General features: G+C 71.8%; 14 protein-coding genes. 7 read left to right on the forward strand and 7 right to left on the reverse strand.

Annotated features, from left to right (window positions below; translation table 11 throughout):
- Positions 1-6 precede the first annotated feature (6 nt).
- Both ACIBQZ_RS27545 and ACIBQZ_RS27550 read right to left on the reverse strand, forming a co-directional pair.
- A complete protein-coding gene (locus ACIBQZ_RS27545; RefSeq protein WP_396091687.1) occupies positions 7-2,394 on the reverse strand; it encodes a non-reducing end alpha-L-arabinofuranosidase family hydrolase in 2,388 nt (795 codons plus the stop codon).
- 469 nt (positions 2,395-2,863) lie between these two features.
- Positions 2,864-4,009, reverse strand: a complete 1,146-nt coding sequence (locus tag ACIBQZ_RS27550) for an acyl-CoA dehydrogenase family protein (protein ID WP_396091688.1) — start codon at positions 4,007-4,009, stop codon at positions 2,864-2,866.
- 113 nt (positions 4,010-4,122) lie between these two features.
- On the opposite strand from ACIBQZ_RS27550, the gene ACIBQZ_RS27555 reads away from it, so the two are divergent.
- Positions 4,123-5,619, forward strand: a complete 1,497-nt coding sequence (locus ACIBQZ_RS27555; protein WP_396091689.1) for an aldehyde dehydrogenase family protein — start codon at positions 4,123-4,125, stop codon at positions 5,617-5,619.
- A gap of 8 nt (positions 5,620-5,627) precedes the next feature.
- Here ACIBQZ_RS27555 and ACIBQZ_RS27560 read toward each other — a convergent pair whose 3' ends face one another.
- A complete protein-coding gene (locus tag ACIBQZ_RS27560) occupies positions 5,628-6,290 on the reverse strand; it encodes a GntR family transcriptional regulator (protein WP_396091690.1) in 663 nt (220 codons plus the stop codon).
- A 35-nt stretch (positions 6,291-6,325) separates the two neighbouring features.
- On the opposite strand from ACIBQZ_RS27560, the gene ACIBQZ_RS27565 reads away from it, so the two are divergent.
- The 3 genes from ACIBQZ_RS27565 to ACIBQZ_RS27575 are packed head-to-tail and all read left to right on the forward strand — an operon-like array spanning position 6,326 to position 9,449.
- A complete protein-coding gene (locus ACIBQZ_RS27565) occupies positions 6,326-7,477 on the forward strand; it encodes a CaiB/BaiF CoA transferase family protein (protein WP_396091691.1) in 1,152 nt (383 codons plus the stop codon).
- Positions 7,477-8,505 carry an LLM class F420-dependent oxidoreductase gene (locus tag ACIBQZ_RS27570; protein ID WP_396091692.1) on the forward strand — a complete coding sequence of 343 codons (1,029 nt, stop codon included), beginning with the start codon at positions 7,477-7,479 and terminating at the stop codon, positions 8,503-8,505. Before ACIBQZ_RS27565 ends, ACIBQZ_RS27570 begins: the two co-directional genes overlap by 1 nt.
- Positions 8,505-9,449: an oxygenase MpaB family protein gene (locus ACIBQZ_RS27575; protein ID WP_396091693.1), complete on the forward strand. Its 945-nt coding sequence runs from the start codon at positions 8,505-8,507 to the stop codon at positions 9,447-9,449. The genes ACIBQZ_RS27570 and ACIBQZ_RS27575 overlap by 1 nt, the downstream gene beginning before the upstream one ends.
- Here ACIBQZ_RS27575 and ACIBQZ_RS27580 read toward each other — a convergent pair.
- Both ACIBQZ_RS27580 and ACIBQZ_RS27585 read right to left on the reverse strand, forming a co-directional pair.
- Complete coding sequence (locus ACIBQZ_RS27580) at positions 9,400-11,229, reverse strand: AMP-dependent synthetase/ligase (RefSeq protein ID WP_396091694.1); 1,830 nt, start codon at positions 11,227-11,229, stop codon at positions 9,400-9,402. The genes ACIBQZ_RS27575 and ACIBQZ_RS27580 overlap by 50 nt on opposite strands.
- A gap of 137 nt (positions 11,230-11,366) precedes the next feature.
- Positions 11,367-12,572, reverse strand: coding sequence for a TetR/AcrR family transcriptional regulator (locus tag ACIBQZ_RS27585; RefSeq protein WP_396091695.1), 1,206 nt, complete (start codon positions 12,570-12,572; stop codon positions 11,367-11,369).
- Between the two features lie 120 nt (positions 12,573-12,692).
- On the opposite strand from ACIBQZ_RS27585, the gene ACIBQZ_RS27590 reads away from it, so the two are divergent.
- From ACIBQZ_RS27590 to ACIBQZ_RS27600, 3 genes are read left to right on the forward strand one after another with little or no spacing between them, the layout of a single operon-like run.
- Positions 12,693-13,907, forward strand: coding sequence for an acetyl-CoA C-acetyltransferase (locus ACIBQZ_RS27590; RefSeq protein WP_396091696.1), 1,215 nt, complete (start codon positions 12,693-12,695; stop codon positions 13,905-13,907).
- 16 nt (positions 13,908-13,923) lie between these two features.
- Complete coding sequence (locus ACIBQZ_RS27595; RefSeq protein ID WP_396091697.1) at positions 13,924-16,065, forward strand: 3-hydroxyacyl-CoA dehydrogenase NAD-binding domain-containing protein; 2,142 nt, start codon at positions 13,924-13,926, stop codon at positions 16,063-16,065.
- Between the two features lie 34 nt (positions 16,066-16,099).
- A complete protein-coding gene (locus ACIBQZ_RS27600; RefSeq protein ID WP_396091698.1) occupies positions 16,100-17,314 on the forward strand; it encodes an oxygenase MpaB family protein in 1,215 nt (404 codons plus the stop codon).
- Positions 17,315-17,329: 15 nt separating this feature from the next.
- On the opposite strand, the gene ACIBQZ_RS27605 is transcribed toward ACIBQZ_RS27600, so the two are convergent.
- Together ACIBQZ_RS27605 and ACIBQZ_RS27610 are read right to left on the reverse strand one after the other, a co-directional pair.
- Positions 17,330-18,493 carry a TetR/AcrR family transcriptional regulator gene (locus ACIBQZ_RS27605; protein ID WP_396091699.1) on the reverse strand — a complete coding sequence of 388 codons (1,164 nt, stop codon included), beginning with the start codon at positions 18,491-18,493 and terminating at the stop codon, positions 17,330-17,332.
- A gap of 43 nt (positions 18,494-18,536) precedes the next feature.
- Positions 18,537-19,586 (reverse strand): LacI family DNA-binding transcriptional regulator, encoded by a 1,050-nt coding sequence (locus ACIBQZ_RS27610; protein ID WP_396091700.1) that lies wholly within the window; start codon positions 19,584-19,586, stop codon positions 18,537-18,539.
- Between the last annotated feature and the right edge of the window lie 27 nt (positions 19,587-19,613).

The following is a 19,613-nucleotide window of genomic DNA, read 5'->3' on the forward strand; positions in this document are numbered from 1 at the left end:
AACGGCCTAGCGCTGCAGGGTGAGCAGGCCCGGTCGCCACGGCAGGTTGTTGTAATCGCCGCCGGCGTTGGGGTCCTTGCCCTGGTACAGCAGTTGCAGGTTGCAGGGATCGACGGTCTTGGTCTGGTCGGGGTTGCTGCGCACCAGGTCACCGTGACTGATGTCGTTGGTCCAGGTCGCACCGCTGTTCGCCTTGCCCGCGAACGGGTTGCTCTCGGTCGCCGCCTGCGGGGTCCACGTGCCGCCCAGGCTGCTGGAGGTGAAGGACCGGAAGTACCGGCCCTGGCTCCCGATCGCCTCGACCAGCATCAGGTACTGGTTCTGGCCCTGGACCTTGTAGACCTCGACGCCCTCGAACAGGTTGTTCGTCGAGTCACTCATGATCGTGGTGTACGACGAACCGAAGCTGCCCGGGAAGTTCCCGATCGGCATGCTCTGCCGGTAGATCTTGCCGTTGTCGCCGGCGAAGAACAGGTACATGTTCTGGCCGTCGCCGATCAGCGTCTGGTCGATCACGCCGTACGGAGCGTCGGTGAGGGAAGCGGTCGACAGGGTCTGCGCCGAGGACCAGCCGTTCGCGTTGGCCGGGTCGCTGGAGGTCTTGTAGCTGAACGCGGTCGGACCCCACTGGTAGGCGAGCACCCAGATGTTCTTCGGGGCGAAGTACAACAGGGTGGGCGCCACCGTGCCCTGGCTCATCCCGTTCTGGCTGGCCGAGGCCATGTCGGACCAGTTGGTGAACAGGCCGAAGTTCATCGAGCCGTACGAGCCGTTGTTGACGTTCGACGCGTAGACCAGGTGCTGGCCGTTGTAGACGACGTTGGTGAAGTCCTTCAACGAGGTCCACCCGTTCTTCGGGGCGGCCAGCGAACCGGTCGACGTCCAGCGATAGCTCGACGGCAGCGTGCAGGTGCCACCGGTCGGCGGCGGCGTGGTCGGCGTGGTGGTGCCGCCCCCGAGGGAGACGAGCTGGAACTGCTGGTTCGCTTGACCGTTGCAGTCGTACAGCTGGACCTGCTGGCCGTTGCCGGTGCCCCAGACGTCCAGGCACCGCCCGGACTGCACGCCGGTGATGGTGCCGTTGGCGTTGACGTTCCACTGCTGGTTCGCCTGCCCGTTGCAGCTGTAGATCTGAATGGCCGCGGAGTTGCCGGAACCGGCGGCGTCCAGGCATCTGGTGCCGTACACAGTCAGCTGTTTGCTGGCGGTGTACGTCCATTGCTGGTTGGCCTGGCGGTTGCAGTCGTACAACGTCACGCGCGTGCCGTTGTTCTGCGTGGCGTTCGGCACGTCGATACACCGGCCCGACTGCGTACCCCTGATCTCGTTGGCGCCGGTCCCGGGGGCGGGCGTCGATCCGGAGGGTGTCGGGCCGCTGGGGGTGGGGGTGACGGCGTTGAGCGCGTTGAGGACCGACGAGTAGGCGGCCTTCTTGTTGCCCGAGCCGTCGAACAGCAAGGGGCTCTCCCCCGAGCGCCACGAGTCGCTGTCGCGCACTCCCCACACGGTGATGCCCAGGCAGCGGGGCACGTTCAGGCAGGCCTGGGTCAGGCCGGCGTACTGGGTGGTGGAGGCGTTGGTGACGTCGACCTCGGTCAGCGCCACGTCCACGCCGGCGTTGGCGAAGTTGGTCAGCGTGGTCTGGAAGTTGCCGGGCAGCGAGCTGCCACCGGTGAAGTGGGTCTGCAGCCCCACACAGTCGATGGGTACGCCGCGGGCCTTGAAGTCCTTGATCATGTTGAGCACGCCCACGGTCTTGGCGTACGTCGCGTTCTCGATGTTGTAGTCGTTGTAGCAGAGCTTGACCGACGGGTCGGCGGCGCGCGCGGTGCGGAACGCCACCTCGATCCAGTCGTTGCCGGTGTTCTGCAGGTTGGAGTTGCGCCGGCTGCCGTCCTCGTTGAACGCCTCGTTGACGACGTCCCAGGCGGCCAGCTTGCCCTTGTAGTGGGCCATCACCCCGTTGATGTGATCGATCATCGCCTGGCGCAGGGCGCTGCCGCTGATGCTCTGCCACCAGCTCGGCTGCTGGGCGTGCCACGCGAGGGTGTGGCCGCGCACCTTCATGCCGCGCTGGGTCGCCCAGTTGTAGATCTGGTCGCCGGAGCTGAAATTGAACTGTCCGCGCTGAGGTTCGGTCGCGTCCGGCTTCATCTCGTTCTCGGCCGTGATCATGTTGAACTCGCGCCCGGCGACCGTGGTGTACGTCGAGTCACCCAACCGACCCGCCGCGATCGCGGTGCCGAAGTAGCGGCCCGACTGGGCTGCGGCGGCACCCAATGTGCCGGCCGCCGCGTCCGCGGCCGGGATGAGGACCGCCGTGCCGGCCGCCGCCAGCAGACCCGTCGCGGCGGCCAGCCCGACCCGGTACCAGTTGGATCTCTTCAAGCTCATGGCACTCCCTCTTGACCTCGCGCTCGGACGGACCATCCACGCCCTCCGCCGCGCACGCGCCGACCCGCAGCCGGGGTGCGGCCGCCTTCTTGATATGGGGTGTTCCAGTTGCCGGCGTCGGACGCGCGCATGGCTCGCGGGGCGGTGAACAGCCGCCCTGGGCGCGACGTCGCGACGTCGCGCTCGCGAGGTTGCGACCAGGTGCGGCGAGCCGATCGCGGACGTCCGGAGTGACGCAGCCGCGAACCGCAATCTTCCGAAATCTTCCGGTAACTTTCGGCGAACGCTACTCGGGAGAATGCCATTGGTCAATGTCTTGTGAAGCCTTGCCATTCACCATTGCCGTGAACCGTCGGGGCGTAGCGGTGCATTTATTGGCAAAAGCATCGGTCCACAGATTGGCCGAGAGGAGAACCGCAAAAAGTGTTACGACCGGAACTATCGAGGAGTCGCGAAAGTTTCGACCCGGTCAGAGCCCGTAGGTCTTGCCGATGATGTCCCGCTGGATCTCGCTCGTGCCACCGTAGACAGTGGAGATCAGCGTCGCGCGGACGTGCCTCTCCATGTCGTACTCGGTGGCATAGCCGTACCCGCCCATCATCTGCATGCCCGCCAGCGCCACCTCGCGGGCGACCTCGGTGGTCTTGAGCTTCACCATCGAGCTCTCCCGCGGCAGGACCCGGGACGGATCACGGTCGATCTGCCGCGCGGTGTGGTACACGAGCAGCCGACAGCATTCGATCTCGGTGGCCAGGTCGGCGATGCGATGACGCAGCACCTGGAACGTGCCGATCGGGCGGCCGAACTGCTTGCGCTCGCGGACGTAGCCGAGCGTGTCGTCGAACGCCCGCCGGGCGGTGCCGAGCATCAACCCGGCCAGGATGAGCCGTTCCAGGTTGAGCCCGGCCATCAGTTGCCGCCAGCCGGCGTCCACCTGCCCGACGACCGCATCGGCGCTCACTGAGCAGTCGGTGAAGTACAGGTCGTTGACCTCCCGGCCGCCCATCGTGTTGATGCCGTTGATGCGCAGGCCGGCGGCGTCCGCGGGCACCAGGAACATGGACAGCCCGTCGTGGTCGCCGGGTTTGCCGGCGGTGCGGGCGACGAGCAGGATCGCGTCGGCGATGTGCGCGTTCGAGCACCAGGTCTTCTGCCCGTTGATCACGAAGCCGCCGTCCGGGCCGGGCGCGGCCCGGCAGGCGAGCGCGGCGACATCGGAGCCGGCACCGGGCTCGGACATCGCGATCGCGTACGTGCGGCCCATGGCCACGCCACCGAGCACAGTCTGCCGCTGGGCCGCGGTGCCGAACCGCTCCACCGCCCCGGCCACGATGGCCGACGTGGCGAAACCGCCGACCGGGACCAGCCCGTATCCGATGTGTTCCAGCAGCAGGCAGGTGTCGACCATGCCGCCGCCCGCACCGCCGTACTGCTCGGGGATGGTCACGCCGAGCCAGCCCAGGTCGGCCATCTTCTGGTAGAGGCCCTGGTGGTGCGCATGCCGGCCGCCGTCGGTGAGTTCGTCGCGCTGCTGCCGGGTGCCGGTCTCGCGCTTGCAGAAGTCGGCAAGGGCCGAGGCGAAGGCCCGCTGCTCCTCGCTGAGATCGATAGTCATGCCTGACCTTTCGAGCGTCCACTCAGGTGGTGGCGGGTATTGACAGAGAAAGTAACATATCAAATATCAAATCGAGACCGCGTTTTCGGCGGCCCTGCACGACGGGAAGCGCCATGGCAACCACCACGGATCGGCCCGCCCACCTGCGCTCGCTGTCCCCCACGACGGCCGAGGTGCTCGGCGAGTACGAGATCGCCGACGACAACGCGGTGCGGGCCGCTGTCGCCCGGGCTCGCGCCGCCACCGAGGGCTGGACCGGGCTGGGCTTCCGCGGCCGCCGGGCCCGCCTGCTGGCCTGGAAACACACCATCGCCGCCGGCCTCGAGGAGCTGGCCGCGCTGATCGCCGCCGAGACCGGCAAACCCGTCGGCGACGCGGTCCTGGAGGTGATGCTCGCCGTCGAGCATCTGCACTGGGCCGCCCGCAACGCCGGACGGGTGCTACGCCGGCGGCGGGTCCGCAGCGGCCTGCTCGCCGCCAATCAGGCCGCCACCCTGGAGTACCGGCCCCTCGGCGTCGTCGGTGCGATCGGCCCGTGGAACTACCCCGTCTACACCCCGCTCGGCTCCGTCACCTTCGCGCTGGCCGCGGGGAACGCCGTGGTTTTCAAGCCGAGCGAGCACACCCCGGGCACCGGGGCCTGGCTGGGCGCCGCCTGGGCCCGGGCGGTGCCGGATCAGCCCGTGCTGCAGATCGTGATCGGTGCCGCCGAGACCGGCGCGGCGCTGTGCCGCTCGGGCGTGGACAAGGTGGCCTTCACCGGCTCGGCGGCGACCGCCCGCCGGGTGCTGGCCGCCTGCGCGGAGACGCTGACGCCGGTGGTCGTGGAGGGCGGCGGCAAGGACGCAATGATCGTCGCCGAGGACGCGGACCTGGCCGCCGCCGCCCGCGCGGCAGCCTTCGGCGGCTTCGGCAACGCCGGCCAGACCTGCGCGGGCGTCGAGCGGGTGTACGTCGTTCGCGGCGTGTACCAGGACTTCCTGGCACGGCTGAGCGCGCTGGCCCAGGCCGCCGAGCCCGGCGCGCGGGAGCCGGCGGCGTACGGCCCGATGACCACGCCCGCCCAGATCGACATCGTTCGCCGGCACGTCGAGGACGCCGTGGCCCGGGGCGCACAGGCGGTGGTGGGTGGACCGGCCTCGGTCCGGCCGCCGTACGTGTTCCCGGTGATCCTGACCGAGGTGCCGGAGGAGAGCCCGGCGATGACCGACGAGACGTTCGGCCCCGTGCTCGTGGTCAACCCGGTGGACAGCCTGGACGAGGCCGTCAGCCGCGCCAACGCCTCCCGGTACGGCCTGGCCGCCTCGGTGTTCTCCGCCGACCGGCGCACGGCGACCGCGGTGGCCCGGCGGCTGCGCACCGGTGCCGCCTCGATCAACTCGGTGCTGGGCTTCGCGGCCGTACCGTCGCTGCCCTTCGGCGGGGTGGGCGACTCCGGCTTCGGGCGGGTGCACGGCGCCGACGGGCTGCGCGAGTTCAGCCGGGCGCAGTCGCTGACCCGGCAGCGCTTTGCCCCGCCGCTCGATCTGATGCGCCTGGACCGCGACCCGGCCGTGCTGGCCCGCGCGCGCAAGCTCTTCCTCCTGCGGCACGCCGGACGGGCGCGGTGAGGCGCCCGCTATCCCCAGATGCCGAGGTCGTCGAGGTGCTTGACCAGACGCTCCGCGCCGTCGGTGAAGTGCCTGGTCATCGCGGCCCGGGCGGCGGCCGGGTCGGCTGCCGCGAAGGCCGCCAGCAGCTCCTCGTGCGCGGCCCGTGTGCCCGCCCGCCAGTCCGGGTCCGCGGAGTAGAAGCGGGCCGGCGTGTACCGGGTCGCGGTGTGCAGGAACCAGCTCAGCTTGCGGGCCTGGGCCATCCGGTTGACCAGGCGGTGGAACTCGTACTCCGCCCGCTCGATGTCGGCCACCCGGCGGGCGCGGATGGCCCGCGCCAGCGCCCGGTCCGCGAGGACCAGCTCGGCCAGTTGCGCCTCGGTGATCCGGGCGGCGACCCGGGCGGCCAGCTCGCCGGCGATGTCGCCCTGCAGCTGGAAGACGTCGAGGATGTCCTGCTGGGAGAGCGGCGCGACGACGTACCCCTTGCGGGGCTCCAGCTCCACCATGTCCTCGCCGCGCAGGGTCAGCAGCGCCTCCCGCACCGGCGTGATGCTCACGCCGAGCTGGGCGGCGACCTCCTCCAGCCGGATCCGCGTGCCGGGGCGCAGGTCACCCGACATGATCCGGCCGCGCAACGCGGCGGCGACCTCCTCGGAGAGCTGCGGTCGTTCCGCCGGCAAGACCATGGCCACACCGTATCAAATATCAAAAACGCGGAGGAATGGTGACCGGTCCGCTGCACGGGCTGCGGGTGGTCGAGCTGGCCGGCATCGGGCCGGCCCCGTTCGGCGCGATGCTGCTGGCCGACCTCGGCGCCGACGTGGTCCGGGTGGACCGGATCGGCCCCGGTTCACCGATCTCCGGCGACCCCCGCACCGATCTGCTCAACCGCGGCAAGCGGTCGATCGCGGTCGACCTGAAACGACCGGCCGGGGTGGCCACCGTGCTCGCGCTGGCCGGGCGGGCCGACGCGCTCATCGAGGGCTGGCGCCCGGGGGTGGCCGAACGCCTCGGCGTCGGCCCCGGCCCGGTGCTGGCCGGCAACCCCAGCCTGGTGTACGGCCGGATGACCGGGTGGGGCCAGGACGGGCCGCTGGCGCGCCGGGCCGGCCACGACATCGGTTACCTCGCGCTGGCCGGCGGGCTGCACCCGATCGGGCGCTCGGGTGGGCCGCCCCAGGTGCCGCTCAACCTGGTCGGCGACTTCGGTGGCGGCTCCCTCTATCTGGTCGTGGGGTTGCTGGCCGCCCTGCGCGAGGCGGCACGCACCGGGCGGGGCCAGGTGGTCGACGCGGCCGTGGTGGACGGCGTCGCGCACCTGACCACCATGTACTCCGGGCTGCTGGCCGGCGGTGGCTGGCGGCCCGAGCGCGGGCGCAACCTGCTGGACACCGGCGCCCCGTTCTACGACGTGTACGAGACCGCGGACGGCGAGCACATGGCGGTGGGCGCGCTCGAGCCGCAGTTCTACGCCGAGTTCCTCCGGTTGCTGGGCCTGCCCGCGGACTCCGGCACCGACCGGCACGACCCGGTGCGGTGGCCCCGGTTGCGGCGCCGGATCGCGGCGGCGTTCGCCACCCGCACCCGGGCGCAGTGGTGGGCGGTCTTCGCGGAGACCGACGCCTGCGTCGCGCCTGTGCTGTCGCTGACCGAGGCGCCGCACGACGCGCACCTGACGGCGCGCGGCACCTTCACCGACCGGTACGGCGTCCGGCAGCCGACGCCGGCGCCCCGCTTCTCGGCCACTCCCGCCGAACTCGGCGGGCCACCGCCCGTGCCCGGTCAGCACACCGACGAGGTCCTCGCCGACTGGGGAGTACCGGCGGCCGCGGACAGCGCGGCCGTTCAGCAGGCGACGATGGGAGAGCACTGATGCGACTGGGTACCGCGATGACGTACGCCGGCGACGCGCGCGCGGCCGCGGACGAGGTGGCCGGCTGGGAGCAGGCCGGGCTCGACGTCATCTGGGTCGCCGAGGCGTACGGCTTCGACGCACCGACGATCATGGGCTACCTCGCCGCGAGGACGGAACGGGTCGAGATCGGCTCGTCGATCCTGCCGGTCCACTCGCGTACCCCCGCCCTGCTGGCGCAGACCGCCGCGGGTCTGGACGCCGTCTCGGGCGGCCGGGCCATCCTCGGCATCGGCGCCTCCGGCCCGCAGGTCGTCGAGGGCTGGCACGGTGTGCCGTACGACCGGCCGGTGGCCCGCACCCGGGAGATCATCGAGATCTGCCGCGCGGCCTGGCGCCGCGAGGTGCTGGTGCACGACGGCATCTACACCCTGCCGTTGCCGGCCGCGCAGGGCACCGGACTGGGCAAACCGTTGAAGATGCTCACCCGCCCGGTCCGCGAGCGCATCCCGATCCATGTGGCCGCGCTGGGCGAGCGGAACGTCCGGTTGGCCGCCGAGCTGGCCGACGGCTGGATGCCGTTCCTGTACGTGCCGGAGAAGGCCGCCGCCACCTGGGGCGACGCCCTGGCCGCCGGCGCCGCTCAGCGGCCGGCCGGGCTGGGTCCGCTGGACGTGGTGGCCGGGGGTCCGCTGGCGATCGGCGACGACGTGACCTCCTTGCGGGAGCTGGCCCGCCCGCTCGTCGCGTTGTACGTGGGCGGGATGGGCGCGCGCGGCCGCAACTTCTACCACGACCTGGTCAGCCGATACGGCTGGGCCGCCGAGGCCGACAAGATCCAGGAGCTCTACCTGTCCGGCCGCAAGCAGGAGGCGGCCGCGGCCGTCCCCGCCGAGTTGCTGGAGCTGACCAGCCTCATCGGTCCGGCCTCCTATGTGCGGGAAAGAATCGCGGCGTTCGCCGAGTCCGGCGTCACCGTGCTCAACGTGACGCCGGTCGGCGGCGATCCCCGTCGCCAGCTGGCCCTGGTCAAGGAGATGATGCCCTGATGACCGCCGGGCGACGCCGCTGTCACCGCTTGCACCGGATCGCCGCTCTCGACCCGGAGCGCGACCACCTGGAGATCTATCAGCTGTCGGCCGGCCTCGAGTTCCCCTGGGACTACACCCGGGCGCTGGAGTTCGCCTTGTTCCGCACGTACTGCGTGCCGAGCATCTCGCGGCTGCTGGCGGCGACCGGGAAGTTCCGGGAGCGCCCGCAGCGACGCTACGACGACACGGCGCTGCTGATGGCCGAGATCGCGGCGCACGGCTACGACTCGCCGCGCGGCCGGGAAGCGCTGCGGGTGGTGAACCAGGCGCACGGCCGGTACGCGATCAGCAACGACGACATGCGGTACGTGCTCTCCACGTTCATCTACGATCCGATCGACTGGCTCGACCGGTACGGCTGGCGGGCGCCGCACGACCACGAACGGCTCGCGGCGTTCCACTACTACCGCGAGGTGGGCAGGCGCATGGGCATCCGGGACATCCCGGCGGACTACGCCGAGTTCCAGGCGTTCAAGCGGGAGTACGAACGGCGCACCTTCGTCTTCTCGCCGGCCAACCGCGAGATCGGCGAGTACACAGTGGAGCTGTTCGCCTCCTGGTTCCCGCGGTTCCTGCGGCCCGCCGCCCGGCTGGGGGTGCGCGGTCTGCTCGACGAGCCGATGCTGCGCGCGTTCGGCTTCGATCCGGCCCCGCGCTGGGTGTCCGCGCTGGCCCGGACCGGCCTTCGAGCCCGGGCCCGCGCCCTGCGGTTCGCGCCGCCCCGCCGTCGTTCGGTGCTCGGGGAAGCGCCGCACAACCGCAGCTATCCGGGGTATCCCGCCGGCTACCGCCCGGCCGACCTCGGCGCGCCCGCTCCCCCGGCGGACCTGCCGGCCGAGTTGCAGCGGCCTGCTAACCGTCGTACAGCGCCTCGATCGTGTCCGAGTACCGATCCCGGATGATGCGCCGGCGCAGCTTCAGGGTGGGGGTCAGTTCGCCGGATTCGGGCGTCCAGGCGGACGGCAGGATGCGGAACGCCTTCACCTGCTCCGGCCGGGAGAGCGAGGCGTTGGCGGCCTCGACCGCCGCGCTGATCTCGGCGACCAGGAGCGGATCGGCCGCCACCGACGGCAGGTGCGCGTCGGCGACACCCCGCCCGGCTGCCCAGGCCGGCACGGTCTCCTCGTCGAGCACGATGAGCGCGGTCACGCACGGCCGGCCGTCGCCGACCGCCACGGCCTGGGCGATCAGCGGGTGCGCCCGCAGCAGGCTCTCGATCCGGGCGGGCGAGATGTTCTTCCCGCCGGAGGTGATGATCAGTTCCTTCTTGCGGTCGGTGATGGTGAGGTAGCCGTCGTCGTCCAGCGTGCCGACGTCGCCGGTGGCCAGCCAGCCGTCCGCGTCGGTGACCGGCTCGACACCGCCGTCCGCGCGCAGATAGCCGGTGCAGACCAGGGGTCCGCGGACCAGGATCTCGCCGTCCTCGGCGATGGCGAGTTCCATGCCCGCGTTGACCCGGCCGACCGTGCCGGTGCGGAAGTGGTCCGGCGTGTTGATGGTGGCCGTGCCGGTCGTCTCGGTCATCCCCCACACCTCGAACACGTCGATGCCGAGGCTCGCCAGGAACAGCAGCACCTCCACCGGGATCGGCGCGGCCCCGCTGCCCGCCCAGAGCACGTTGTCCAGGCCGAGCCGCGCCCGGATCGGCCGCAGCACGGCGCTGTCGAGCGTGGCGAGCCTGGCGGCCAGCTCGGGCGGGACCGGCTGCTCCGCCGCGCGCAACCGGTACGCCTGCTGGGCGACGGACCGGGCCATGTCGATCGTGGTCCGCACCGACGGGTCCGCGCCCGCCAGTTGCGCCTGCACACCGGCGGCCATCTTCTCCCAGACGCGGGGCACCCCGAAGAACGAGACGGGCCGCAGGGCCGCCAGCCCGGCCAGCAGCTGCGCCGGATCCGGGCAGATGGTCACGTGCCCGGCCCGGTAGACCGGTTGGTAGATGCCGAGGATGCGTTCGGCGATGTGCGCCAACGGCAGGTACGCCAGCGAGGCGGCGTGGTCCGGGGTCACGACGGTGGCTTCCAGCACCACCGACTGGTAGATCACGTTGTGGTGGCTGAGCAGCACACCCTTCGGATCCCCGGTGGTGCCGGAGGTGTAGAGCAGGGTCACCGGCTGGTCCGGCCGGACCTCCCGCCAGCGTTTCTCGAAGGCCGCCGGGTCGGCCCGGTGCGCCGCCGCGCCCCGGCCGGCGACCTGGCCCAACGCCACGACCCGGCCGTCGTCGCCCACCCCGGCGTCGTCCACGACGACCACGTGGCGCACCTGGGGCAGCTCGGCCAGGATCGGGGCCCAGCGGGCGAGCTCGGCCGCGCCCTCCAGCACGATGATCTCCGCCCGGCTGTGCCGGGCCAGGTAGTGGAGTTGCCCGCCGGCGAGCGTGGCGTACACGGTCGAGGGCACCGCGCCGAGGTGCGTGGCGGCCAGATCGACCAGCCAGTGCTCGGGCCGGGCGGACATCATGATCAGCATGCGGTCACCCGTCCGCAGGCCGAGTTCGGCCAGCCCGGCCGCGAGCGCCGCCACCTCGTCGCGCAGCTCCCGCCAGGTCAGCGTCCCCGGCTTGCCGAGCGTGCTGAGTGCCGGCAGGTCGGGAAACTCGGTCGCATTGCGGTGCAGCAGCGCGGGAACGGTCAGTCCCCGGGCGGTGTCGGCGCACCGCCGCGCGAGAGGGGTGTCCATGACATTGACCTCCTTCAGCCGTCGACCGACTGTAAACGCCGGTTAACTTCACGGGAAGAGGAGTTCGTTCAGATGGCGCATAGCCACAGCTCGGCCCGCAGACGTTGTGCGAATCCCGGATAACTTCTTGGCCCGCGTCAGGCGGCGAGCACGGTCTGGACGAGCCGGACCAGGTGCCGGTCCATCCCCGAGCGCCGATCGAAGCGGACCCATCGGCTCAGGTCGGTCACCACGTTGAGCGCGGCGTGCACCAGCACCCGCGTCTCCGCGGCGGGCAGGTCGGGCCGCACCGCCCCGAGCAGGCGCACCCACTCCTCGACGTGCAGCCGCTGCACCTTGCGCAGTTCGTGGCGGTCGGCCTCCGGCAAGTTGTTGTTCTCGGCCAGATACACCGAGACCAGGTCGCTGCGCTCGAAGGTCAGATCGACGTACGACTCGCTCATCCGGCGCAGGGCGTCGGCGTTGTCGGCCGCGCCCGCCAGCGCCGCCGCGGTGGCCTCGGCGACCCGCTCGGAGGCGCGGTAGAAGGCCGCGGCCAGGATGTCGGCCTTGCCGGGGAAGGAGCGGTAGACACTGGACGCGGTGATCCCCGCGGCGCGCCCGATGTCCTCGATGCTGACGGCGTGGTAGCCGTACCGCCGGAAGAGCCGGATGGACTCGGCCAGCAGGACCTCCCGGCGGGCCCCCACGCGCACCGCCGGCCGGCTCGGGGCCGGATCCGGCGGCAGCGCCGCCGGGGTGGGCGGCTCGCCGCGCAGCACCGCCCAGGCGACCCGGCACAATGCCTGCTCGGCGCGGCCCTTGGCGATCGCGGCCCGGTGCGTGCCGAGGCTGCCGAAGACGCTGAGCGCGGCCCGGACGAGTGCGTCCGCCTCCGGCTCGGCGAGTTCGGTGCGAACGGCCGTCAGCGGGCGGGCCAGTCGCTGGACCAGCACACCGAGATCGGACCCGAACTCCCGGCGGTGCTCGTCGGTGAGATAACGCCATTCCCACTGGTAGAGACCGGCGGCGCGGCGACTCTCCACGGCCAGCCGGGCGAGCGCGCCGAGCAGCGCGTCCAGCCTGGCCTCCGGGTCCCGGCCGGCCGGCTCACCGGTGGCCGCGAGCGCCGCCGCCATGAGCCGGCGGGTGGCGAGGACCAGGATCGCGTACTTGTTCGGGAAGTGGCGGTAGATCGCCGGGCCGCTGATCCCCACCGCGGTGGCGATCTCGCCGAGGCTCACCCCGTGGTAGCCGCGCTCGCAGAAGAGCTCCGCCGCGGCCAGGGCGAGCTGGTCCTTGCGGTTCCTCGGCCGCTTCCGGCCATCGGCGTCCGCCGGCTGGTTCACCGCTGCGATGGGCACCGCCCCAGCGTACCGGTCGGCGCAGTGATCGATGATTCGCTGACGTGCTCGCTCCACAACCTTGACACAAAGCGGAAACGTCGGCAAAAGTTAATCGTAATTCGCATCCAGGAGGTGGCGATGACGACCGAGGCATTCCTCTACGACGCGGTACGCACCCCCCGGGGGCGCGGCCGGCAGACCGGGGCGCTGCACGGCGTCAAGCCGATCTCGCTGGTCGTCGGCCTCGTTGCTGAACTGCTCCGCCGGTTTCCCACGATGGATCCGCGGGAGATCGAGGACCTCGTGCTCGGCGTGGTCTCCCCGCTGGGCGAGCAGGGCGCGGACCTCGCCAGGACCGCGGCGATCGCGGCCGGGCTGCCGCACGAGGTCGCGGGCGTGCAGCTCAACCGCTTCTGCGGCTCGGGCCTCGAGGCGGTGAACATCGCCGCGCAGAAGGTCCGCTCCGGCTGGGAGGACCTCGTGCTGGCCGGCGGCGTCGAGTCGATGTCACGGGTGCCGATGGGCGCCGACGGCGGCGCCTGGGCGATGGACCCGGAGACCAGCCTGAAGGCCGACTTCATTCCGCAGGGCATCAGCGCCGACCTGATCGCGACCCTCGACGGCTACACCCGCGAACAGCTCGACACGTTCGCCCTGCGATCCCAGCACCGGGCCGCGGAGGCCTGGTCGAACGGATACTTCGACCGTTCGGTGGTCCCGGTCCGCGACCGCAACGGCCTGCTCGTCCTCGCCCACGACGAACACGTCCGCCCCGACTCCACCCCGGCCGGGCTGGCCGCCCTCGCACCGTCCTTCGCCGCCCTCGGCGACCAGGCCGGATTCGACGCGGTGGCACTGCAGAAGTACCACTGGGTCGAGAAGATCCGGCACGTGCACACGGCGGGCAACTCCTCCGGCATCGTGGACGGCGCCGCGCTCACCCTCATCGGCTCCGCCGACGCGGGCGTCCGGGCCGGCCTCACCCCGCGGGCCCGGATCGCCGCGGCGGCGCTCAGCGGCGCCGACCCCACCATCATGCTCACCGGCCCGGCGCCGGCGTCCCGCAAGGCCCTGTCCCGCGCCGGGCTCACCGTCGACGACCTGGACCTGGTCGAGATCAACGAGGCGTTCGCCGCCGTCGTCCTGCACGTCATCGACGACCTCAAACTCGACCCGGAGATCGTGAACGTCAACGGTGGCGCCATCGCGATGGGTCACCCGCTGGGCGCCACCGGCGCCATGATCCTCGGCACCCTCGTCGACGAACTGGAGCGGCGGGGCGGCCGCTACGGCCTGGCCACCCTCTGCATCGGCGGCGGCATGGGCATCGCCACCGTCGTCGAACGGCTCTGACCCCCGGAGGAACCGCATGACCGACAGCATCCGATGGCACCGTGGCGAGGACGGAATCGTCGTGCTCACCCTCGACGACCCGGGCCGCGCCGCGAACACCATGAACGACGCCTACGTCCGCAGCATGGCGGCGACCGTCACCCGGCTGGAGGCCGAGCGGGACGAGATCACCGGCGTGATCATCACCTCGGCGAAGAAGTCGTGGTTCGCCGGCGGCGACCTGGACAAGCTCCGCGCCGTCGGAGCCGACCGGGGAGCCGAGGCGTTCGCCCTGGCCACCGAGGTCAAGGCTCAGCTGCGCCGGCTGGAGACCTTCGGCCGCCCGGTGGTCGCCGCGCTCACCGGCTCAGCGCTCGGCGGCGGGCTGGAGCTGGCGCTGGCCTGCCACCGCCGCATCGCGCTGAACCGCCCGGGACTCGAGGTCGGACTCCCCGAGGTCACCTTCGGGCTGCTCCCGGCCGGCGGCGGCGTCGTCCGTACGGTGCGGCTGCTCGGCCTCACCACCGCGCTCACCCGGGTGCTGCTGCGCGGCACCCGGCACCGCGCGGCGGCCGCCCACGAGCTCGGCCTGCTCGACGACCTGGCCGGCACCGAGGAGGACCTGCTGGCCGCGGCCCGCGACTGGATCCGCGCCAACCCCGCCGCGGTCCAGCCGTGGGACGTCAAGGGCGACCGGATCCCCGGCGAGGTTCGCGCGGATCACCTGCCCGCCCTCACCGCCACCCTGCGCAAGCAGCTCAAGGGTGCTCCCTACCCGGCGCCGCGCAACATCCTCGCCGCCGCCGTCGAGGGCACCCAGGTCGACGTGGACACCGCGTTCACGATCGAGAGCCGCTACTTCGTCGAACTGGTCACGGGCCCGATCGCCAAGAACATGATCCAGGCGTACTTCTACGACCTCAACAAGGTCGGCTCGCGCGACACCGGAGACGCGCCGCCCGCCCGGCGGGTGGGCGTCATCGGTGCGGGCATGATGGGCGCGGCGATCGCGTACGTGTGCGCCCGGGCCGGCCTGACCGTGGTGCTGCGCGACGTCTCCCTGGAGGCGGCACGCCGGGGCAAGGCGTACGCCGAGGGACTCGTCGCTCGCGGGCGGATCTCGGCGCCGGACGCCGCCGAGCTGCTGGCCCGGATCACGCCCACCGCGGACTCGGCCGACCTGGCCGGCGTGGACCTGGTGATCGAGGCGGTGTTCGAGGATCCGGCGCTGAAACGCAAGGTTTTCGCCGAGATCGAGGACGTGGTCGCCGCCGATGCGCTGCTCTGCTCCAACACCTCCACCCTCCCGATCACCATGCTGGCCGAGGACGTGCGCCGCCCGGCCGACTTCATCGGCCTGCACTTCTTCTCGCCGGTCGACAAGATGCCGCTGGTCGAGGTGATCCGCGGCGAGAAGACCAGCGAGGACGCCGTGCGCCGCGCGCTCGGCGTGGTCCGCCTGCTGCGCAAGACCCCGATCGTGGTCAACGACAGCCGGGGCTTCTTCACCAGCCGGGTGATCGGCACGTTCACCAACGAGGGCGTCGCGATGCTCGCCGAGGGCGTGCCGCCGGCCAGCATCGAACAGGCCGCGAGCCAGGCCGGCTACCCCGTCCCGGTGCTCGCGTTGATGGACGAGCTGACCCTCACCCTGCCGCGCAGGATCCGCCGCGAGACGGCCGCCGCCGTGCGGGCGGCCGGCGGCACCTGGACCCCACATCCGGCCGACGCGGTGATCGACCGCATGATCGACGACTTCGGGCGACCCGGCCGCTCCGCCGGCGCGGGCTTCTACGAGTACGCGGACGGCAAGCGCGGCGGGCTCTGGCCCGGGCTGTCGGTGTTCGCCCGGCCGGGCCCCGCGGTGCCGTTCGAGGACCTGATGGAGCGTCTGCTCTTCATCGAGGCGATCGAGGCGGTCAAGTGCCTCGACGAGGGCGTTGTCGCCTCGGTGCCGGAGGCGAACATCGGCTCCCTGCTCGGCATCGGCTACCCGGGCTGGACCGGCGGTGTCGTGCAGTACATCCGTCAGTACGCCGGCGGGCCCGTCGGGTTCGCGGCGCGGGCCCGGGAACTGGCCGAGCGCTACGGCGACCGGTTCACCCCGCCGCCGTCGCTTGCCGAGCGGCTCACATCCCTCTATGTTAATGGAGAATCACATGCACGTTACCACTCATGAGGAGTCATAAGGCCGATCAGGAAGAGGTAAGCTAATGCAGAATCTCAGCAGAAGACGGGTACTGACCCTCGGCGCCGCGCTGGGCCTGGCGGGTGTGGCAGACCCCGCCACGGCGTGGGCGTGGTCGTCCGCCGGCTCGATCGCCGCGACCGACTCGGTCACCGACCCGTGGTCGGTGTGGGACGACGCCACCGACCCGCTCGTCGCCTCGCTCCTGGAGCACGGTCAGATCCCGGCCGTCAACACCGCGTTCGCGTCGTGGGTCAGCAACGGCGATCCGCTGCCCGGCGGGCTGCCCGCCGACCTCGTCGCCTACCTCCGGCAGGTCAACACGCTGCCGTCGTGGGCCGACCGGAGCAAGCTGAACCGCGCCGCCCAGTTCAACAAGCGCATGAGCATGTACCTGTTCCTGCTGTACGGCCTGGGAAGCGGAATCATGAGCACCGTGATCCCGCGGGAAGCCCGCAACGTCTACTACTCCGCGGGCGGCGCCGAGATGAAGTCGCGCGCGGCCAAGACCTTCACCTACGGCTACGACCTGAGCGCGCTCGACGCCTTTCAGCCCACGGGTCACTTCGTGGTCACCTCCAACAAGACGCGCCTGACCCACGCCGCCGTGCGACACCTGCTCCCGCAGTCGGCGGCCTGGCGCGCGGTCACCGACGACCAGGACTTCATCCCGATCAGCAACGGCGACATCCTGATCACCTTCCACAGCCTCGGCACCTTCGTGTACGGCAAGCTGAAGTCCTGGGGCATCCGGATCTCGCCCGCGGAGGAGGACGCTTTCCTGCACATGTGGCAGGTCGCGCTGCACCTGCTGGGCGTGCGGGCGGACTTCATCCCCGCGACCTGGGCCGCCGCGAAGGAGCAGTCGTCCTACGTGCTGACCCCGCTCCTCGCGCCGACACCCGAGGGCATCAACCTGGCGGACATCCTGCTGGGACTGACCTCGCAGGTCGACCTGGGTGTCACCAAGGGCTTCCAACGGGAGTTCGTGCGCTACCTGCTCAGCGACAGGATCGGCGACTGGCTGCGGCTGCCGCGCGACTACGCGTCGCGGGGCCTGATCGAGCTCGGCTGGCCGGCGTACGTCGCGTTCCGCGAGGGGCTGTCGCCGATCATGCCGAGCGGGTTCTCCCTGTTCGACCAGCTCGTGCGCGGCCTGGCCATGCTGTTCCTCAACAACGGCACCTCGCCGAGCTACACCCCCATCACCATCCCGACGGGGAACCGGCCCGGCTCCTGAACCCGTGGTCCCTTCTCACCGGGTCAGGGCGCCGATGACCAGAGCGGTCACGGCGTCCCGGTGGCCGGGGGCGTCCTGCCATCGCAGAGCGCGTCCGGCCTCCACCACGACACCGAACCCCGCGTGCACCAGCAGCCGGGCCTGGCGCGGGTCCAGCTCCGGGCGGACCCTCCGCACCTGCTGCTCCCAGACGGCGATGTGCTCACGCTGCGCGACGATCAGAGGCCGCCGCAGGTCAGCCGGCAGGCCGGCGGCCTCCGCCTCGGCGACGCTGGTGAGCGCGTTGTGCTCGAAGCTGTAGGCCACGTACGCCGCCGCCAGCGCGACCACGGCCTGACGCGGGTCCGCCGCCCGGTGCAGGCTCCGGTCCACCGCCTGGGCCAGCAGGCCCGCCGCCTGCAGGCACGCGGCCACCAGGATGTCGACCTTGCCGGGATAGTGGCGGTAGATCGCGGACGGGGCGAGCCCGGCGGCCTGACCGATCTGCGCGGTTGTGACGGTGGCGAACCCGTCCCGGGCGAACAACGGGACGGCCGCCGCCAGAATCTCGGCGGGCCGGGTGCGCGGCACGGGCTGGGCAGGCAGTTCGACCAGGCGCGCGCTGCCCGCGGCCGCCGCCGGATCGGTTCCGGCCACGCCCATGGCGGATGCCAGCAGCAGCTCCTCGGCCCGGCGCTGGCCGATCGAGCTGTGATGCATCGTGATGGACCCGATCGCACCCAGGGCCGCCACGGCCCGCAGGCGCTCGTCGGGCAGCGGGTGCTCGCGCCGCACCATCTCGGCCACCCGGCTCACCACGTGCGCGAACTTGCTCCGGAGCAGCCGGCGATCCGCGCGCTCGAGGTAGCGGGCCTCCCACCGGTACAGCCCACCCGACGCGCGGTGGGCGGCCGTGACCCGGGTGACGGCGGCGAGCACCTCCCGCAGCGACGCGTCCGGCGGCGACTCGTCGACCGCCGCGACGAGCCGGTCCACCATGACGTCCGCGCACTCGGCGAACAGCGCGTACTTGTTCGGGAAGTGGCGGTAGAGCGCCGCCGCGCTGATGCCCACGCCGGCCGCGATCTCCTCCATGGAAGCCGCGTGGTAGCCCCGCTCGCTGAACACCTGGCCGGCCGCTTCGACGATGAGCTGCTTGCGGTTGCGCGGCCGGGTGGCCGCAGCCGGGCCAGCGGTCACCGGGGCACTCGGGCGGACGAGGGCGGACACGAGGCCATGGGTGCTAGTGAATCACAACACGATCGACGCCTCCGGGCGCCGAGGCGATCCCGGTGGACTCGCGGACGACCAGCCGGGTCGGTTCGCGGATCACTCCCGAGCTCGGCGCCCCGTCCAGGGCGGCGAACAGATGCCGGACCGCGGACGCGCCGAGTTGTTCCAGGTTGAGGTCGACCGTGGTCAGCGGCGGCCGGCACTCCGCGGCGATGACCTCCCAGTTGTCGTAGCCGACGACCGCGATGTCGCCGGGGATCGAGCGGCCGAGGTCGCGCAGCGCCTCGGTGACCCCGTACGCGATCTGGTCGCTGCCGCAGAAGATCGCGTCGACGTCGGGGTGGCACGCGAGCAGCGCGGCCGCGGCGTGCCGGCCCCAGCGCTGGGACCACTGGCCGAACATCGGCTCGCCGGCGGGCTCGAGCCCGGCGGCGTCGAGCACCTCCCGCAGCGCCGCGGCGCGGTCCCGGGCGGCCCGGTACGTGGGGTCGCCGGTGATGTGGGCGATCCGTCGCCGCCCCAGGGAGACCAGGTGCTGCGCGGCGAGCCGGGCGCCGCCCGGGTCGTCGGCCACGATGGAGACGTCGGCCGGGTCGTCGGACTCGCAGTAGACGTAGACCACCGGGACCGGGATGTCGCGGGTCAGCGAGGGCCGGATGTCGTTGGCGTCGCCGAGCACGATGAACCCGTCGACCTGCCGGGCGAGCAGCGTGCGGATGTAGTGCCGGCGGCGGATCGCGTCACCGCGGGCGTCGCAGAGCAGCACGCTCATCTGCTCGTTGCCGAGGGCGTTCTCGGCGCCGAGCAGGACCGGGATGGTGAACCGGGCGGCGGACAACTCGTCGGTGAGCAGGCCGATGGTCCGGGTGTTGCCGGAGATGAGCCCGCGGGCCAGCACGTTGGGCTGGAAGGACAGTTCGTCCGCCGCGAGGATGACACGTTGCCGGGTCGCCGGGGCGACCTCGTCGCGGGCGTTCAGCGCCTTGGAGGCGGTGGCCACCGAGACGCCGGCGCGCGCGGCGACGTCGGACAACGTGACCCCGGACCGCCGCCGTGCCATGGACTGCCCTCCGAAAAGTTTCGGCAA

The sequence above is a fragment of the Actinoplanes sp. NPDC049599 genome, assembly GCF_044465625.1.
Taxonomy (GTDB): domain Bacteria; phylum Actinomycetota; class Actinomycetes; order Mycobacteriales; family Micromonosporaceae; genus Actinoplanes.

What these genes read in the sequence shown, in the direction of transcription:
- ACIBQZ_RS27595 (WP_396091697.1), top strand. Translation starts at nt 13,924, where the DNA reads ATGACCGACAGCATCCGATGGCACCGTGGCGAGGACGGAATCGTCGTG.
- ACIBQZ_RS27550 (WP_396091688.1), bottom strand. Translation starts at nt 4,009, where the DNA reads ATGACTATCGATCTCAGCGAGGAGCAGCGGGCCTTCGCCTCGGCCCTT.
- ACIBQZ_RS27575 (WP_396091693.1), top strand. Translation starts at nt 8,505, where the DNA reads ATGACCGCCGGGCGACGCCGCTGTCACCGCTTGCACCGGATCGCCGCT.
- ACIBQZ_RS27580 (WP_396091694.1), bottom strand. Translation starts at nt 11,229, where the DNA reads ATGGACACCCCTCTCGCGCGGCGGTGCGCCGACACCGCCCGGGGACTG.
- ACIBQZ_RS27590 (WP_396091696.1), top strand. Translation starts at nt 12,693, where the DNA reads ATGACGACCGAGGCATTCCTCTACGACGCGGTACGCACCCCCCGGGGG.
- ACIBQZ_RS27570 (WP_396091692.1), top strand. Translation starts at nt 7,477, where the DNA reads ATGCGACTGGGTACCGCGATGACGTACGCCGGCGACGCGCGCGCGGCC.
- ACIBQZ_RS27560 (WP_396091690.1), bottom strand. Translation starts at nt 6,290, where the DNA reads ATGGTCTTGCCGGCGGAACGACCGCAGCTCTCCGAGGAGGTCGCCGCC.
- ACIBQZ_RS27555 (WP_396091689.1), top strand. Translation starts at nt 4,123, where the DNA reads ATGGCAACCACCACGGATCGGCCCGCCCACCTGCGCTCGCTGTCCCCC.
- ACIBQZ_RS27610 (WP_396091700.1), bottom strand. Translation starts at nt 19,586, where the DNA reads ATGGCACGGCGGCGGTCCGGGGTCACGTTGTCCGACGTCGCCGCGCGC.
- ACIBQZ_RS27545 (WP_396091687.1), bottom strand. Translation starts at nt 2,394, where the DNA reads ATGAGCTTGAAGAGATCCAACTGGTACCGGGTCGGGCTGGCCGCCGCG.
- ACIBQZ_RS27600 (WP_396091698.1), top strand. Translation starts at nt 16,100, where the DNA reads ATGCAGAATCTCAGCAGAAGACGGGTACTGACCCTCGGCGCCGCGCTG.
- ACIBQZ_RS27565 (WP_396091691.1), top strand. Translation starts at nt 6,326, where the DNA reads ATGGTGACCGGTCCGCTGCACGGGCTGCGGGTGGTCGAGCTGGCCGGC.